At 36.3% G+C, this 17,118-nt stretch carries 17 protein-coding genes and 1 riboswitch; of the genes, 4 read left to right on the top strand and 13 right to left on the bottom strand.

Annotated features, from left to right (window positions below):
• Positions 1-110 precede the first annotated feature (110 nt).
• Entirely contained in the window at positions 111-872 is a 762-nt protein-coding gene (locus APRE_RS00860; protein ID WP_012803639.1) for an ABC transporter ATP-binding protein, read from the top strand.
• Positions 856-2,487: a hypothetical protein gene (locus APRE_RS00855; RefSeq protein ID WP_012803638.1), complete on the top strand. Its 1,632-nt coding sequence runs from the start codon at positions 856-858 to the stop codon at positions 2,485-2,487. Before APRE_RS00860 ends, APRE_RS00855 begins: the two co-directional genes overlap by 17 nt.
• A gap of 53 nt (positions 2,488-2,540) precedes the next feature.
• Here APRE_RS00855 and thiT read toward each other — a convergent pair whose 3' ends face one another.
• From thiT to APRE_RS00810, 8 genes are all read right to left on the bottom strand, one after another.
• Positions 2,541-3,086 (bottom strand): energy-coupled thiamine transporter ThiT, encoded by a 546-nt coding sequence (thiT, locus tag APRE_RS00850; RefSeq protein WP_012803637.1) that lies wholly within the window; start codon positions 3,084-3,086, stop codon positions 2,541-2,543.
• A 26-nt stretch (positions 3,087-3,112) separates the two neighbouring features.
• Positions 3,113-3,202: riboswitch (TPP riboswitch) on the bottom strand.
• A gap of 342 nt (positions 3,203-3,544) precedes the next feature.
• Complete coding sequence (locus APRE_RS00840; protein ID WP_012803636.1) at positions 3,545-4,705, bottom strand: YveK family protein; 1,161 nt, start codon at positions 4,703-4,705, stop codon at positions 3,545-3,547.
• 11 nt (positions 4,706-4,716) lie between these two features.
• Complete coding sequence (locus APRE_RS00835) at positions 4,717-5,838, bottom strand: EpsG family protein (RefSeq protein ID WP_012803635.1); 1,122 nt, start codon at positions 5,836-5,838, stop codon at positions 4,717-4,719.
• Between the two features lie 300 nt (positions 5,839-6,138).
• On the bottom strand, positions 6,139-7,191 hold the full coding sequence (locus tag APRE_RS00830; protein WP_012803634.1) for a DUF4097 family beta strand repeat-containing protein: 1,053 nt from the start codon (positions 7,189-7,191) through the stop codon (positions 6,139-6,141).
• Positions 7,184-7,540 carry a DUF2089 domain-containing protein gene (locus APRE_RS00825; RefSeq protein WP_012803633.1) on the bottom strand — a complete coding sequence of 119 codons (357 nt, stop codon included), beginning with the start codon at positions 7,538-7,540 and terminating at the stop codon, positions 7,184-7,186. Before APRE_RS00825 ends, APRE_RS00830 begins: the two co-directional genes overlap by 8 nt.
• A gap of 334 nt (positions 7,541-7,874) precedes the next feature.
• Positions 7,875-8,567, bottom strand: a complete 693-nt coding sequence (locus APRE_RS00820; RefSeq protein ID WP_012803632.1) for a hypothetical protein — start codon at positions 8,565-8,567, stop codon at positions 7,875-7,877.
• Positions 8,551-9,564, bottom strand: a complete 1,014-nt coding sequence (locus tag APRE_RS00815) for an LTA glycolipid anchor biosynthesis glycosyltransferase, IagA/BgsA family (RefSeq protein WP_012803631.1) — start codon at positions 9,562-9,564, stop codon at positions 8,551-8,553. Before APRE_RS00815 ends, APRE_RS00820 begins: the two co-directional genes overlap by 17 nt.
• On the bottom strand, positions 9,533-10,690 hold the full coding sequence (locus tag APRE_RS00810; protein WP_012803630.1) for a glycosyltransferase: 1,158 nt from the start codon (positions 10,688-10,690) through the stop codon (positions 9,533-9,535). Before APRE_RS00810 ends, APRE_RS00815 begins: the two co-directional genes overlap by 32 nt.
• 102 nt (positions 10,691-10,792) lie before the next feature.
• Here APRE_RS00810 and APRE_RS00805 point away from each other — a divergent pair, with 102 nt between their 5' ends.
• Positions 10,793-11,143, top strand: a complete 351-nt coding sequence (locus tag APRE_RS00805) for an SdpI family protein (RefSeq protein ID WP_012803629.1) — start codon at positions 10,793-10,795, stop codon at positions 11,141-11,143.
• A gap of 45 nt (positions 11,144-11,188) precedes the next feature.
• Here APRE_RS00805 and APRE_RS00800 read toward each other — a convergent pair whose 3' ends face one another.
• Together APRE_RS00800 and APRE_RS00795 are read right to left on the bottom strand one after the other, a co-directional pair.
• Complete coding sequence (locus APRE_RS00800; protein WP_012803628.1) at positions 11,189-11,665, bottom strand: PTS sugar transporter subunit IIB; 477 nt, start codon at positions 11,663-11,665, stop codon at positions 11,189-11,191.
• A complete protein-coding gene (locus APRE_RS00795; RefSeq protein WP_012803627.1) occupies positions 11,665-12,315 on the bottom strand; it encodes an HAD family hydrolase in 651 nt (216 codons plus the stop codon). Before APRE_RS00795 ends, APRE_RS00800 begins: the two co-directional genes overlap by 1 nt.
• Before the next feature lie 117 nt (positions 12,316-12,432).
• Here APRE_RS00795 and APRE_RS00790 point away from each other — a divergent pair, with 117 nt between their 5' ends.
• Entirely contained in the window at positions 12,433-13,875 is a 1,443-nt protein-coding gene (locus tag APRE_RS00790) for a nicotinate phosphoribosyltransferase (protein WP_012803626.1), read from the top strand.
• Positions 13,876-13,919: 44 nt separating this feature from the next.
• On the opposite strand, the gene APRE_RS00785 is transcribed toward APRE_RS00790, so the two are convergent.
• The 3 genes from APRE_RS00785 to APRE_RS00775 form a co-directional block, all read right to left on the bottom strand.
• Positions 13,920-14,783, bottom strand: coding sequence for an ROK family protein (locus tag APRE_RS00785; RefSeq protein ID WP_012803625.1), 864 nt, complete (start codon positions 14,781-14,783; stop codon positions 13,920-13,922).
• Positions 14,784-14,866: 83 nt separating this feature from the next.
• Positions 14,867-16,240: a glycoside hydrolase family 1 protein gene (locus APRE_RS00780; RefSeq protein ID WP_012803624.1), complete on the bottom strand. Its 1,374-nt coding sequence runs from the start codon at positions 16,238-16,240 to the stop codon at positions 14,867-14,869.
• A complete protein-coding gene (locus tag APRE_RS00775; protein WP_012803623.1) occupies positions 16,233-17,105 on the bottom strand; it encodes an ROK family protein in 873 nt (290 codons plus the stop codon). Before APRE_RS00775 ends, APRE_RS00780 begins: the two co-directional genes overlap by 8 nt.
• Positions 17,106-17,118 lie beyond the last annotated feature (13 nt).

Genomic DNA, 17,118 nt, shown 5'->3' with positions numbered 1-17,118 from the left:
GTATTATTATCTTAGTACAATAATACCACCTCTAGTAAATTTCTGCAAATATTTTTATAAACTTTTGCTCCCCCCATCTTTCTGTTATAATTATCAAAAAGGAGGCGGATATGAAATTAATTATAAATGGTCTAAGCAAGACCTTTGGCAAGAAGGAAGTCCTAAAGGATTCATCCTACACTTTCGACCAAGGGGAAGTCTACGCCCTCTTGGGAAGAAATGGAGCTGGTAAGACGACCCTTTTTAAGCTAATAAACGAGTCCTTAGATAAAGATTCGGGAGAGGTCCTCTTGGAAGAAGACGGGAAGAGAAATCCTATCAACTTTAAGGATGTGTTTTTTATGGTGAGTGAGCCAGAACTTCCCAAGTTTCTTACAGGAAGAGAGTTTATTAGCTTTTTTATAGAAGCAAATCGTGAAAATATAAAGAATCTTAAGAATATTGACGAATATCTAAAAATTGTCGAACTCGATAAGGATGACTCAAATAGGCTAATCCAGGATTACTCGACAGGTATGAAAAATAAACTACAGATGCTTATGTTTCTCATCCTAAAGCCAAAAGTTATCCTTATGGATGAGCCACTCACAAGTCTCGATGTAGTAATCCAACTTCAGATGAAAAGAATTATTAGGGATATACATAAGGACCATATTATAATATTTTCAACCCATATCCTCCAACTCGCCAAGGATATATGCGATAAAATCGTCCTTCTTCACGAAAAGAGCTTACACCCAGTTGATAGCCTAATCAAAGATGATCCGGACTTTGAAGATACAATCATAAATCTCTTGTCAGGAAAGGCTCTAGATGAAGATATCAGGGCTATAGAAGAAAATTTAGGAGAAGGCTATGAACAAGAGTCTTAGAACTTTTTCTATCATACAAAAAATAAGTCTAACCAAAACAATAAACGGTATAGTTTACTTTTTTAGGAAGATTCCCCTTGTGGGAAAATTATTGGGAGATAAGTATAGGTTTTTCGAATTAAAAGAGATAGTCTTTTTCTTATATCCTCTCTTTGCCTTAATCTGGCAAATAATCAAATCCACCATGGCCTTTGCCATCACTATGCTTTGGATGACTTACGTAAATAAATTCCTTGGGAAGTTTTTTAATGTAGAAGAAATATTAGCCAGTAAGATCGGAGCCTTAAGCCTAAACGAGTATACAGCTTCTCTGTTAGTGCCTTGTTTCATCTACCTATCCTTTGCTATTTTTAGAAATATGATAGTGGATAATGGAGGTTCTATCTATGAGCTATTCACAAATTTCGCCTTTGATGCCAAGGAAATAGCCAAGGCCCATCTCTACTACATACCTATTTTAAGATTTGTAGGAAGAAGCTTGGTCTTTGTCCTTGCCTTTAAGTTTTTGGCTGATGTACCTATCATAGATACACTCGCCATGTCTCTTGCCATACTTATGACAGAGCTAGCCGCATCGATATTTTGGCTAAGCTATCTTAAGGATAAGGAAAAATCAATCCTAGATAATGGCTTTATCCAAGTAGCTGTAGGCCTTATCCTAAGCCTTATCTTGTATGTATGTGTAATCTATTTTAAGATTCCTAGTAGGCTAACCTCCTTTGGCTTCCTTGCCCTATCTGTAATAGCCTTCATACCAGCCTATAATTACATGAGAAGCTTTAACTCTTACGGGGAAATCATAGAAAAGGCAGCAAGAAAATACCAAATAGCCCTAGATACAGTAGCAGATAATGCAGCAAATCCCCTAAAAATAAAGGAAAAAGATATAGGAAAGAGAAAAGTAAAAGGAGAAAGCTTCGCCTATCTCAACCAAGTATTTTTCCTAAGGCACAGAAGAATTATTAGAAAGCCAATTATTATTAAAAGCACGATTCTTTTGCTAATAAGCCTGGTTATTTCAGCCTATATGTATGTAACGGGCTTCGATCTAAAGGGAAATATTGATGAGATTTCTACCTTCCTCATACCGCTAGTTATGTATATCCTCCTAAAACAAGATAATATCCTAAGGAGTATGTATCTTAATTGTGATAAGGGACTTATGCCTTACGGCTTCTATAGGGAAGGTAAAAATGTCCTTGCCATGTACAAGGAAAGATTTAAGTCCCTACTTAAGATTATGGCCATCCCAAGCCTAACTCTGGCAGTTAGCTATTTAATACTCGCAAGTTTTGATGGAACTCTTAGTCTTAGGCAAAAAGCTTTAAGCCTAGTATACATCGCTCTTCTAGCCTTGTTTTTCGTAAGTCTTCCCCTTATGGAATATTATCTCCTAAGTCCCTTCAACCAGGAAGGTCAGAAGACTGGCAAGGCAGTTATCCTAATCGATTACCTGATTTATGGAGCTGTGTTTTTCGTTCTTCCCCAAGTTACAAGCAAGATTTCTTACGGAGTCTTTCTCATAAGTGTCTCCATTTTTATAATTTGTTTTGTAATAATAAGCCAAATCCTAGTATACAAACTAGCCCCAAGGACCTTTAAGGTTAGAAACTAAGACAAAAGACCCTCAATTCATAGAAAGAATTGAGGGGCTTTCACTTTAAAATATTATATTCTTTGTAGGTCTTTTGTTATTACATTTCTTAGTAGATAGATAATTATTACAGTGATAATAAATTCTACTACTAGGTAGCTTGCATTGTAGATTATAGAGTAGACCCAAGGGTTTTGCCCTTCTGGAGCATAGGATGCAAAAAATATTGCACCAGTTAGGGTGTGGGCAAGCATCCTTAGGACGATTCCTAGGCTTGCTCCTGCAAGTACTGGTTTAATGCTTTTGTTTTTCTCAAACTCAGCTGAGAATATTCCAGCAAGACCTAATACTCCAAAGGCTACTGGGTAATCCAAGATAGCTTGGATTGGGTGAAAGATTGATCCACCAAATAACATTTGAACCAAACCATACACTGCTCCTACAACAATACCAGGAAGAGAGCCATGTCTTAGGGCAAATATGATTATAGGAATCATCTCACCTGCTGTAACAGATCCTCCTTGTGGCATTGAAAATAGCTTAATATATCCTAACACGAAGGCGAGGGCTATACAAAGTCCACCTTCTACTAACATCTTTACTGTCCAATTTTTCTTCATTAAAAAATACCTCCTTAACACAATGTTAGCGAGGTATAACAGCTTTCCTACGCCAGCATTACCTGGATCAGGTTAAGGGTCTTATCTCAGCCTTTAGGGCACCCCCAGTGTTCATCTATATGATATCATTTTTATATTTATTTGCAAATCAAAAGTCCGATAGCTTAGACTTTTCAATGTAGGAAATATTGCCATTGAAATCTATTAAGGCGAATTTCTCATCTATAGGGCCGATCATCTTTACGACAGATCCCTTATCTAGCCTATCGATTATATCTTTACCATCCTTATCCCCATAGAGATAAGAGTCTTCATTTACTAGGTAGCTAAGCTCTGGACTTAGGTCTTCTTCCTTCTCTCTATATGTTCTTTGTCTTATTTCTATATCTTGTTTTTGGTAGGGCTTATCCTGCTTACAAGAAGTAAGGAGTATCAGGCTAAGCCCTAGTATTAATTTTTTATTTATCGTAAATCACTCCCAAAACCTCACATCCCATATCTTCTATGGAATTGATCTTTCTTACTAATTCTTCTCTTCCTATGTGTGGATCGTTAGCTACTATTATCTTGTAGTCCTCATATCTTAATCCTATAGTAGCTTCCAAGCTATCAATATTTGATTCGTTAATTAAGACATAGTTATAGGTATATCTTAACTCATAAATCTTATCTTCAAATACATAAGAATCTAGTATATCTAGAGATTTCTCTCTTAGTTTGATAAAGTCTACTCCTTTGTATCTGATTAATTTGATATCTTCTTCGCTTGACTCGTACTTTTTGTCCACCACCTTATTTTCTGCCAGAGAATCGATAAGGCAAAGTCCGAAGGATGTGGACATAGCAAGGGCTAGTTTCTCAGTAAAGTCATAGGTGGACTTCTTAGGATTTAGGGAAGTTATTCCAATAACTGAGTTTTCTGTAAGATAGTCTATACTTGCCTTAGTCTTATAAATCGCAGCTTTAGAATCCTTGGTAAGATCTCCCAAAACCCTAATGCCTAGATCTTCTATGTCTTTCGCATCTCTTATTTTATCTGAAAGAATTTCTTTTATTATAGTTATAAGAATTCCCAAAAGAGCTCCGGCGACAAGACCCAAGATGGAAAATATTATTCCCTTAATCTTTGAAGGAGCGTCAACTTTAGTCTTTTGAAGATATTCAATATTATCCATATTCAAGAAATTTAGAGCATAGGTCCTAAATTCTTCTGTAATTAAAGTTAGGGTGTCGCTTGCCCTGTCTTTGTTTGTATCTATGTAGGTAAAAGATATTACCCCACCTTGAGGATTTACCTCATAATCAAGGTTTGATTTTATATCTTCTGGATTATAATCTTGGCCAAGCTTTTTGCTTACGGCTTCATATAAATCGGTTGATTCTAGGAAATTGCTGTAGATATTGGCAAGCTTCTCATTTAATATTATGTTGTTATAACTTATGGCATCATCCTTACTTTCCCCAGTGACCATGAGCATGGATGTAGCCTCAAAGTTTTTGGAATCCTTGATCAAAGTCTTGGACAAGACTAGGCCAAATACAAGAAGGGCTGGAATTATAATAAGTAAGATATTTCGTTTTGCTTGTTTAAGTAAATGTTCTGTAGTAATTTTTCTCATAATTTCCTCTTTTATTTTAGTGAATGTATCGCATTAAGATTAGTAAAGAAAAAGTCGTATGAAGGAGCCTTCATCATCAAAAATCCTGCATAGGGTAGGACGAAAAGTATTATAGATAAGGCAATGATCAAAACCCCTAACCTATCATCCTTTTTTGCTTCCTTAATTATCTCAGGTATAAATATCATTTGATAAACTGTAAAAAAGTTCCCAAATCTAAAGGCTACTGCCGTAGATGACCTAAAGACTAGAAATACTATTAGACCAAACCACATAGCCTTGGAGCTTATCTCTATCATTGAATTTTTTTTGAAACTGTATTTGTTAAAATACATCAAAGAAAAAGCAAAAAGCATTAGGCCAAAGATAATCCTAGGATCATATAACTTCATCGGAAAGGCAAACATACCTCCCGAAAATACATAGGTGTCAATCTTTCTAGAAATCACCCCAAGACCCATCTTGGATACGATTATAGCTACTAGGCCAAAGACTCTTAGGGAGAAAAGACTAACGAAAAGCCCAAGACCTGCCGTAATTATCTTAAATAAGTTTCCTATCCTAAAGTTAAGCAAAATCAAGAAGGGAAGCATTATCATTGCCGACTTGTGGAAGGCAAGTGAAAAGATAAAAAATAGGATTGACCTAAGGTATTTTTTTTCAGAAACAAAGTAACTTGCCAAAAATCCTAGTCCTATAGCTGAGGCTGTCCTTGATGTTTGCATATCAAATTGGATAAAGATAGGCAAAAATATTATAGCTGAAAGGAAGGGGTTAGCTGACTCTTTGATTGAAATATAGGTTATAGGAAGGATTGAACATAGGTTCATTATTACTATAACCCACTGTCTAGATAGACCCAAGGTGTTTACCAGAAGGGCAAAAAACCTAAAGGCAAACTCGACAGGATATGTAAAATCAAAAAGCCTTGTGTAGTCTACTCCCAAGTCTTTCACAAACCACAAGTAATTATAATAGTCCGCATCACCAGAGCCTCTGACTCCTGCGAAGACAAACATTATAAAAAACATCAGTCCAGCTAGAATATTTAATTGTTTTTTGTTTTTGAAATCGATAGCTTGGCCGATTAGAAAAATCAAAAGCTCGATTGTCGTAAATAAGGCAAATCCCATAATATATTCTCTCTTAGCTCTATTATAACATGAAAAAGCTAAAACTCTATTAATTTTAATATACTTTTTTACATAAACTTTACATGGATTTATAAGTAAAGAAACAAAGCTATTCTATTATAGATATAGAGAAGATAGAGTAAACAAATTAATTTTCATTACAGACGTACTCTTCCTTAAATTATGGCTCTATTTTCCACAAGCAAAACCTAACCCTCAGTTTTGCTTCTAGCTTATCTTCCTTCGCTAATCGGGAAAGTAAGCATAAGAAAACCCGCTTGCTGCGGGTCTTTTGTTTATCTATCTTAGAGAAATCTTTCCAAATGAAGAATCAATCTTTATCCTAAGGTCAGGCTCTTCTGTGCTTGTGCTTATCTCATAGCCCTTACCGTCTTGGATCTTGTTGGCAAATTTTTCTGTAATATTTATTGCCTTGCTTTCAACATTTGCCCTAATCACTCCATCGAAATCTGTTGTATCAACTACCATATTACCAAAGCCTGAATCAAGGTCTATGTCTTTGGTGTTTTTGATATTAAAGACTCTGATATTTCCAGCATTTGACTTAGCCTTAAGCTTATCTGATGCTAGTCCATCTACTCTGATATTGCCATTCACGGTTGAAACATCAGCATATTCCCCAGAAATATTGTATAGGTAGATTGGCCCATTTACATTTTCTATATCTATAGGACCGAAGATATTCTTGACATCAATCTTGCCGTTTACGTTGTTTACATTAACCGCACCCCTGATGTTAATAAGAAGGATTTTTCCATTTACATTATTTAAGTCAAGATTTGTAAAGTCAACATCTGAGATATCAACCTTGCCATTTACTTGGTTGATGTCTAGGGAATCATATAAGTTACTTCCAAGGCTTAGTCTAATATCTGAACTTGCTTGGATATTTTTGTAATTTTCATTAATTGAGATTGCAAGGAGGTCATCCTTAACTTCAATATCTAGAAAATCATTGAGATCAGCCTTCTTAGCCCAGATACTTTGGCTAATAACAATCGTATTATCATCAGATCTATCGATTTCTATATCGCCATTTACTATGTCAATCTCGATATGATTGATCTCATCATCAATCCTAGTTTCCTTTTGAGTATTGTAGTCTCCCTTAATATTAAATTGACTTAAGTCAAGGGTTTGGTCAAGGTCGATAGATTGGATTGTATCGGTCGCTTTTTTTATTATATTATCAACTGCCCCTGTAATTTTGTCTGTTAGATTGTCGCTTTTTCTGCTATTTTTACCTAATGCTTCTATGAGGTCACTTGCTTCTTCTACAGTGATTTTTCCTTCTTTAAGCATGTTTAAAATCATTTGTTTTTCATCATTCATCTTTAAGCTCCTCTAGTAGGCTTTTAGCCTTTTCTGCAGTAATTTCTCCGTTATCTAGCATGTTTAGGATATCAATTCTTCCTGTCTTCTTATCGACAGTTCCTCCTAGTTTTGAAACTATCCTATCGATCCTATTTCTAACTGTTGGATAAGAAATACCAATCTCTTCTCCCACATCCTTGATAGAGCCTCTTTTTTGTAAAAATAGCTCAATAAATTCTTTATCTTCTTTATCTAATCTTTGAAACTTATCAATTTCAAATTCACCTGTAACTTCTGTGTAGCATGAATTGCATCTATAAGAGGTGATCACCATTTCATCACCGCAATTTGGACATTTATTAATCATAGAACCTCCCTTTTGATAAAATTATACTTTCTCTTTGATATTTGTAAAGTAAAGTTTGATTATTTTAATTTCTTAAATTTATTTATTGAATATATTTATGGTGATGTTATAAGAATGAATTTCTTGCAAATAAAAAGAGCTGTTGCAAAACTATGAATAATCATCGTACCATCGTTAGAAGGTTCTCTTAGGAAATTTTACCTCTACTAGCCGGTAGGCTAATTAGCACCTGCCGGCTGATGGAGGCGATTAGCCCGTCGGCTTATTGAGACTTTCCGTGGAGGTTCTTCTAACGATAATGGTACGATTTATTCATTCTGCAACAGCCTCTTTCTTAGATAAATTTCCTATCCCAAAAAGATATGACGCATCTTATAAGCCAAATTATGGCATTGATCATAAAAGTAAATAGCATAATAATTTGAATTATATAGATAAGCATAGCAAAGCCTGGATTTCCAGAAACCCGAGATTTAATAGAAGCAAAAAATATGGCCAGAAGGAAAAATAGGCCCAGCCATTTTCCACAAGTCTTAAGATTTTCCCTAAAATCTGGATACACCCTAGCCTTCTTTCCGTACTTTTTCTTGAAATTATCTCTTCTGATCTTAAGCTCTTCTCGTCTCTTTCCAGAAGAATTTGATATGAGGGCTGAATAGTAATGTTTCATATCTTCTGTAGAATTGGTGTATTTCTTAAGCTTTTCGGCCTCTTCTTCAGAAAATTCCCTGTTTAGCATCTCATTTGTAATCATAGCCTTGGACTTATATGAAAGTCTTTCTTCCCTAAGCTTTCTAAGCTCTCCGACAGTTTTCGCCCTTCCCATCATATCCATAGTATTTTTCTCGTATCTTCTAATGTAGTCAAAGGATTTGGTAAAAGCAAACACCATAATTAGCATTATCACAAACTGGCTTATAATTACCACAATATTAGAAGCTCCCAAAAGGCTTACCGCACCCATTACAAGGCTTGGCACAAGTACTGCTAGTAAAATATAAGCTAAAAGCTTAACAACTGATCTCATTATTCATCACCCTTTCATATATTTCTACAAGTTTTCTTCCTGTTTTTTCTATAGATTTATCGCAGGCCTTCTTGTAGGCAAAATCCTTAAGAGATTTTAGTCTCCCTTCGCAAATGCCTACTATCTTCTCCTCAAACTCTTCTAGGCTAGATCCCTTGTAGATATTAACTCCATCTTCATAGTCCTTCTCAAATATCTCTATATCTCTAATCAAAATATCTGCCCTAGTAGCAAGGGCTTCTAGTAAGACAATTCCTTCAGTCTCCTCGTGGGTTAGGAAAAGATAGAGGTCCGATCCTGAGTAGGCAAGTCTTAGATCTTCACTATTTACATATCCAGGAAAGCTTACATTAGAAGGAGCTCCGTCTATAAGCTTTTTGATATTTGGACTCATCAAGGCCCTATCGAGCTTACCAAACCAGACGAATTCATATTGGGGAAGACTTTGACCTAGTCTTATGAAGTCATCTATGCCCTTTCTCTTGATGGGAAGGCCTACAGAGATTATAGATTTCTTGTTTTTATCAAGCCCGTATTTTTCATAAAACTTGTCTCTATCCCCTTCCTTTTCCTTCCAAAAGTCGAGGTCAATTCCATTGGATACTACACAAATCTCTCTATTTATATCGTAAGTTTCAAGGATTTTTTTAGAATATTCGCTCGGAGTAAGGACTAAGTCTCCTAGCTTATAGGCGTGGACTAGCCATTTTTTAAAGAGGGGAGCTAGCTGGTTTGAGAAAATGAAGGAATTTCTAAAGTCTTCCATGGTAGAATGACCATGATAGATTACCTTCTTACCTCTTTTCCTGGCATTTTTTGCAAAGGCCACCGCTCCTGGAAGGACGGTATTGATATGGACAATGTCATAATCTTCTTTCTCATCTGTAGTAAAGTCAAAGCCTATTTTTCTCAAGGCTTTTTTCTGATGGTCTATGGCCTTGCCTACTCCACTTTCCTTTACCCTATCATAATCTTTTGAATATATTAAAACTTTCATACTCGTACTCTTCAATAGCTTTTTGGTAAAGCCTCTCACATTTTTCTCCAAAGGCCTCGATGGAGAATTTCTCTATGGCATAGGATCTGGCATTTTTAGAAAGATAGGTCTTAAATTCCTTATTTAAAACCTTATTTATAATCTTTTCAAACTCTTCAAAATTCTCATAAACATATCCATTGTAGCCATTGACGATTACTCCACAAAGAGCCGCATCCTTCCTACATACTGCTACAGTCCCATTGGATAGGGCCTCATAATAGGTAAGTCCCTGGGTCTCTGAAGTAGAACCTGATACGAAGACGTCCGCCATCTGATAGTATTTATTTACATCTTCCGGATTAACCATTCCTAGGAAATTGACCTTTTTGGGAAAACTTCTAGCAAAGTCCATAAGATCATCTAGGTGAGGGCCTCCACCAACTATGTAAAGCTTGACATCAGGGTCATCTATTTTTTGATAAAAATCCACAAGCTCTTCTATATTTTTCTCCTCGCCAATCCTACCTAAATAGAGGAGGACTTTTTCCTTCTCATCAATTCCCAAATCCTTCCTGGGATTTTCAGTTAGTAAGTCTGGGATACGGATTCCTGTAGCTATTACAGAAATTTTCCCTTCATCTACCCCATATTCTCTAAGAAGCTTGGCAGTCTTCTCGCTAGGAGCTATAAGTCCGTTGCAAAGGTCTGAGAATTTCTTGCTAGCAAGGGCAACGGCCTTTTTACCCATAGTCTTATTTCCTATAAAATAATGAGTGTAATCCTCATAGATCGTGTGATAGGTGTGAATAATAGGAATTTTAAGATCGTGGGCTATGGTTTTGGCCATAATGAAGGTCGAAAATTCACACTGGGAATGGATTATATCAGGCCCCCAGCCTTCTAATTCCTTTATATGAGTTTTGGATAAGAGATTGGTAACACGAGCCTCTGGATAAATTTTCCTCGCAGAAAGACTTCCTACATAGTAGATATTTCCAGCCTTGTATGACTTCATCGTATTTGAAAGGGTCAGAACTTTTACTTCATGACCCCTATTTTCTAGATATTCTTTAAGATTTAATACTGACCTCACTACTCCATTTACAACAGGATAGTACCAGTCACTAGTTATTAATATTTTCATAAGTACCTCTTAATAAGGATAACATAAATATTATTTTTTAGGAAGTAAATAGGCTCGTTTAATGGGTTATGATTGGTATAATACTAGAAAGTGAGGTGAAATATGGGACCTTTGATAATAACCGATATCCTACTTTTGATTTTTAGTATTTATATCGGCATATTTTTGATAAATTTTCACTCTTCCTATCCTGAAATGGCCGTTGGCTTTCACGTTTGGGAAGTGTGCTATTCTAAAGAAACTTGGGACTATGGAAATAAGTTTGCTGGCAAGGTCGCAATATGCTTAGGCCTTGTATTTTTCGGGCTAATCTTTCCTCTTTGTCTTTATTTTGGAAACAATAGAAATTATCTTTCTATCCTCATCACCCTTCTTGTAATCCTTTATATGATTCTTTTATTTTTTATAGTGAAGATGTGGATGAGGAAGAAATTTTCTTTGAAAGATGAGTAATAAAAAAACGAGAACACTTGACCTTGTGTTTTCGTTTTTTCATTCTTAATTTTTATCAAATAAATTCTTAAGCTCCATTCTTTGGGAATATGGACTTAGTCTGACATAGACGTCAGACCCATTTTCTAAAAATTCCCTAAATATCCTAAGGTCATCTTCGTCAACCGCTACTTCTTCTGTTAGGGATTTTTTGCCGATTGACATATGGATTATCCCGATATTTACTTCAGGAATTTCTATATCTTGCTTGCTTATAGTCTCTAAATCTTGGGCACTCGCAACAATTAAAAATACATCTTTCTCATAGTCTTTAAGAAAGACTCCTACTTCGGATGGCTTCAAATAGTAGGCTGATATATCATCAGGAATAGTAAGGTCCATGACCTTTTTTCTAAAATCGTCACGACTTACTTCGTCATTGGCAATTATAACCGTCTCAGTTTTTAATTCTTTAGACCAAATCTCGACAACCTTGCCGTGAGATAATCTTGAGTCAATCCTACAAAGTTTTACTTTTCCCATCATATCCTCCTTATATCTTTAATCTCTTTCGGATCATCTATTATAAGATCTGGATTTTCTTTCTCGAGAACTTCCCTTGACCTAAAGCCCCAGGAACATCCTACAGTAAAGATTCCAGAGTTTTTCCCGCACTTCATATCTACTTCGCTATCTCCAAAGTATAAAATATCAGAAAAATTAACCCCGAATCTCTCCTTGATTATCATTATGCCTTCAGGAGATGGCTTTCTCTCATAACTTTCCTTATAGCCTAGGATAAAATCAAAATAATCCTTGCCGAAAACATGGCTTATGACCTTCTTGCAGGTAGAATCTGGTTTGTTAGAAAAGCAAGCTATTATCTCTCCTCTTCCTTTTAAGATGTCTATGCTTTCCTTTATTCCTTCGTAGGCCTTTAGTAGATAAGTTGGATCATCATCGTAGGATTTGTTGTAAGTATCTAGGAATTTCTTCCTAAAGTCTTCCTCATCGCTTGCTCCTAGAAAGTCCAAGGTCTTATTTACCAAGACTACAGGACCATTTCCCACAAAGGCTCTCACCTTTTCCTTATCAATCTTGCCTAGGCCAAATTCCTTCAAGGTCTTATTTATATGAAAGCTAATTGAGTCTATCGTGTTTAACAAAGTACCGTCTATATCAAAAATATACATACATTCTCCTATTCTTATCTAAGTCTTTACTAATCTTTTACCCTTTTTGTTAAAAAATATCTAATCTCCACTCTAATAGGGTATAATATTAAGAAGTGAAAAGAAAACGAGGAGATTATGAAAGAAGATAGAAATTTAACCATGCTTAGTGATTTTTATGAATTCACTATGGCAAATGCTTACTTTAACAATGGTATGAAAGACACTATAGCAGTCTTTGATGCCTACTATAGGAGAAATCCCGACGAGGCTGGTTTCTCAATCTTCGCAGGTCTTAATGATATAATAGAATATGTTAAGAATCTAAGTTTTAGCGAAGAAGACATTGAATATTTTAGAGAAAATGCTGATTTTTCTGAGGGCTTTCTTGATTATTTGAGAGATTTCAAATTTACTGGAGATATTTGGGCCTTTCCTGAAGGTTCAGTAATGTTTCCTAACGAACCCATAGTTACAGTCAAGGCCCCTATTATAGAATGTTCTATTATAGAGACTTACCTACTCTTATCAATGAACTTTAACTCCCTTGTTGCGACCAAGACTAACAGAATTGTAAGGTCTGCTGGAGATAGGCTAGTTATGGAATTTGGGGCAAGACGCGCCCAGGGAGCAGATGCTTCCATAAACGGAGCAAGGGCTGCTTATATAGGAGGAGCACCTATTACAAGTAACACCTACTCTGCCCAAAAATATAAGTTTAAGGCAAGTGGCACCATGGCTCACTCTTGGATTCAAGCCTTTCCGACCGAGTATGAAGCCTTTAAGACCTATGCTAAGTCCTATCCTGATAATTGTATCCTCTTAATCGATACCTACGATACCCTAAGATCAGGCCTTCCTAATGCTATGAGGGTCTTTGAGGAAGAACTAGTTCCAAAAGGTCTTAGTGGAGGAGTAAGAATTGACTCAGGAGACTTGGCCTACCTATCCAAGGAAGTAAGAAAAATCCTAGATGAAAATGGCTTCACCGATGCCAAAATCGTGGCTAGTAACTCCCTAGATGAATTCAAAATCGAATCCCTCCTCTCCCAAGGAGCAAAAATCGACTCATTTGGTATAGGAGAAAGGCTAATCACAGCCAAATCTGACCCAGTCTTTGGAGGTGTCTATAAGCTTGTCGCAATAGAGACAGAAGGAAAGATCGAGGCAAAGATAAAGGTCTCAGAAAACGTAGAAAAAATCACAACTCCAGGCGAGAAGAAAGTCTACAGATTATATGATAAGGAAACCGGCAAGGCAGAAGCAGACTACATCGCCTTAGCTGATGAAAAAATAGACGATTCTAAACCAATGGTAATATTTGATCCACTCTTTACCTGGAAGATGAAGAGGATGGAAAACTATAAGGCTCGACCTATGCAAGTTCAAATCTTCGATAAGGGAGATTTGGTATACGAAAGCCCAAGCCTTGAAGAAATTGCTTCTTATTCTAAAGGAGAAGTTAAAAGCTTATGGGAAGAAGTTAAGAGATTCGACCAGCCTCATAACTATTATGTCGACCTATCCCAAGACTTGTGGAATCTAAAACAAAACCTAATACTAGAAGCTAAAAGAAAGTAAGTTAAAAGCTCTCACTTAGGATAAGTCCAAGCGAGAGCTTATTTTTATTCTTCCTTTAAGGCTTCCTTGGCAAGTACATATCCTCCGATTAGTCCTGCTTCGTTGCCAAGCTCAGGAAAGACTATATATTCATCCGCATTAGGAATATCTATATAGTGATTATCTAATTTTTCAAATTCTCTTCTGATTTTTTCAATCATCCCTTCCTTATTGGCTACTCCGCCTCCAATTATTATGATATGAGGTCTTAGGATCATGGTGTAGGTCATAAGGCCCTTGGCTATATATTTGGCGAGGATATCAAAGGCTGGGTCATCCTTATCGAGATTCTCTCCCCTTTGTCCAGTCCTAAGTTCAAGGGCAGGTCCTGCACAAAGTCCTTCAAAGCAAGAATCGTGGAAGTCGCAGAAGCTTTCTACCTCATCTCCTTCTTCCCTAGCAATCTCAATGTGTCCCATCTCAGGATGAGAAAATCCTTGAAGTAAGGTCCCATCTTGGATATAAGATCCGCCGACTCCAGTTCCTATAGTTAGGTAGAGGGAAGATCTCTTATCCTTGCTAGCTCCATACCTATATTCACCAATTCCACTAGCTCCAACATCTGTAGTAAAGCCCATAGGTAGGTTGAGTTCTTTCTTGATAGATCCTAGAAGGTCAAAGTTTCTCCAAAGCTTCTTTGGAGTTTCTAGGACAAAGCCGTAAGTCTTTGACTCCTTGTCCACATCGATTGGTCCGAAGGCTCCGATTCCAATGCTTTCTACAGGATTTTTCTTAAGAAAATCCACCACATCCTTCATATTTTCCTCAGGGTCCTTGGTCTCTACCCTAATTTCTTTGACAATATTTCCGATTTCATCTAAAATGGCGCACCTAATCTTGGTTCCGCCCAATTCAATAGATCCGTACATACTTACTCCTTTATAGTTCTTACTTATATTATAAGGGATTTTTGTCAATTAGGGAAATTGATTTGAAATAGATAATAATTTTCCTAGAATCCCTTCTCTTCGCTAAGCTTCTTAAACCAAAGACCTGATTTTTTGATTAATCTTTGTCCAGTTTCTAGCTTATATTCTACAAGCCCATACCTATTTTTGTAAGCATTAAGCCAAGACCAGTTGTCTATAAAGGTCCACAAATGGTAACCCTTGCAGTTGGCCCCCTCATCAATAGCCTTACTTAGATATGTCAGATGTTCTTTGATAAAATCAATTCTGTAATCGTCCTCAATCCTTCCGTCTTTCCTAAATCTTTCCTCGTTTTCTACCCCCATGCCATTTTCCGTAATCATCCAGTCGATATTATTGTAATTTTCCTTGATATTTATGGCTATATCGTAGATGGCTTTTGGATATATCTCCCAGCCCCTGTAGGGATTCATCCTCTTGCCTGGCATATCGTAGGAAAGATAATATTTACTTGGCATAAAGATTGCACTTTCCTTATATGTATAAGGATTTTCCATAACCCTCAAGGGTTGGTAGTAATTTACTCCAAGAAAGTCAACGGTATTTTCTTTTATTATATCAAGCTCTTTTTTGCTATATTCTGGAATTAACCCTTCCTTTTTTATAATTTCTACAAGCTTTTTAGGATAAACTCCTAGAACTGATGGGTCCAGGAAGGATTTCTGAGCAAATAAGTCTGCAATCTCAGCCGCCTTTAGGTCGTTTTCGTTCTGGCTTCTAGGATAAGCTGGGGTTAAGTTTAAGATTATGCCAATTTTTTTATCCTTATCTATCTCCCTTAGGGCTTTAATAGCCAAAGCTGAAGCAAGTTGGGTATTATAAGCAACTTGGACAGCCTTTTTGGGATTTACTTCGCAAGGATAGTGATATTGGTATAGATAACCACATTCTACATGAACTATTGGCTCATTGAAGGTAAAAAAACAGTCGGCGTATTTACCAAAAAGCTTAAAGCAAGTCTTTGCATAGGATACATATCTTTCGACAACTTCCTTATTTTCCCATCCCCCTATTTCTTGAAGATACATAGGCATATCGAAGTGAAACAGATTTACGAAAAGCTTGATTCCTTTGGCCTTGATTTCCTTGAAATAATTTTCGTAAAAGTCCACGGCCTTAGGATTTACCTTACCGTCCATTTTAGGTATAAGTCTTGCCCAAGAAATAGAAGTCCTGAAGGAATTATGGCCTATTTTTTCTAAGAGTTCTACATTTTCCTTATAATCAAAGTAAAAATTCGATGTATTTTCTGGTCCTATTCTGTCGTGAAACTTGTAAGGTTCTTTCTTATACCAATAGTCCCAAATACTTTCACTTTTCCCATCAACTTGTCCGCCTTCTGATTGGCAGGCGGATGTTGCAGAACCAAATAGGAAATCCTTAGGAAATTTAATCATTTTTTATCCTTTCTTCTTTTAATTTAATATTCGCATAGGCTCCATAGAGATTATTGTCATTATAAAAGGACACTGGCCTAATATTTAAGCTAACTCCTCGGAAAATATCATCTTCTAATTTTTCTCTAATGGAATTTATAAATCTTTCATCCTCAGAAACAGCCCCTCCTATATAGATTACTTCCGGATTAATAGCATAGGCTATGTTGTATAGGCCCATAGCAAGGTAGGTAAACATCTTATCTACTTCTCCATAGAAAGGATTCTCTTTCTTAAGATACTTATCAAATATTTCGTATGTGTCCGAATCTATACCGTATTTTTCTTTTATAGTGCGCCTTACATTTGGTAAAGTCCCTAGGCTGGATAAGTTTTTGATTTTACCAAAGTCGTTAAAGAGCATATAGCCAAACTCGCCACTTTCAAGACTTAAGCCCCTTATAATTTGAGAATCTTTAACTAAGGCCCCTCCAATACCCGACCCAATTATTACAAAGGCTAGGAGATTTTCCTCAGGATTTTTATAATATATTTCTCCAAGGGCCGCACAGTTTGCGTCATTTTCTATAGCAACTGGGATAGAATATTTATCCTCTATATGTTTTGCAAAATTTTTCTCAGCTAAATAATTGAGAGCACTTAGTCCTCCCACCTCAAGCGTTTTGCTATCAACCCTACCAGGAGATGAGAATCCAATAGCTTCTATATCATAATCTTTAAGGAAAGATTCTGTAGTATCTTCCAAAAACTCTATAAATTCTTTCATAGTGGGAAGACTTTTGTCCGAATCTTTCATAATTATTTTTTCATTTTCTATAAGTGCATACTTGGTAGATGAGCCACCAATATCAAATACTAAATACATTGTTTTCCTCTTA

This window comes from Anaerococcus prevotii DSM 20548 (assembly GCF_000024105.1).
GTDB classification, from domain to species: Bacteria; Bacillota; Clostridia; order Tissierellales; family Peptoniphilaceae; genus Anaerococcus; species Anaerococcus prevotii.
This window is presented reverse-complemented; position numbering and strand designations above follow the sequence as displayed.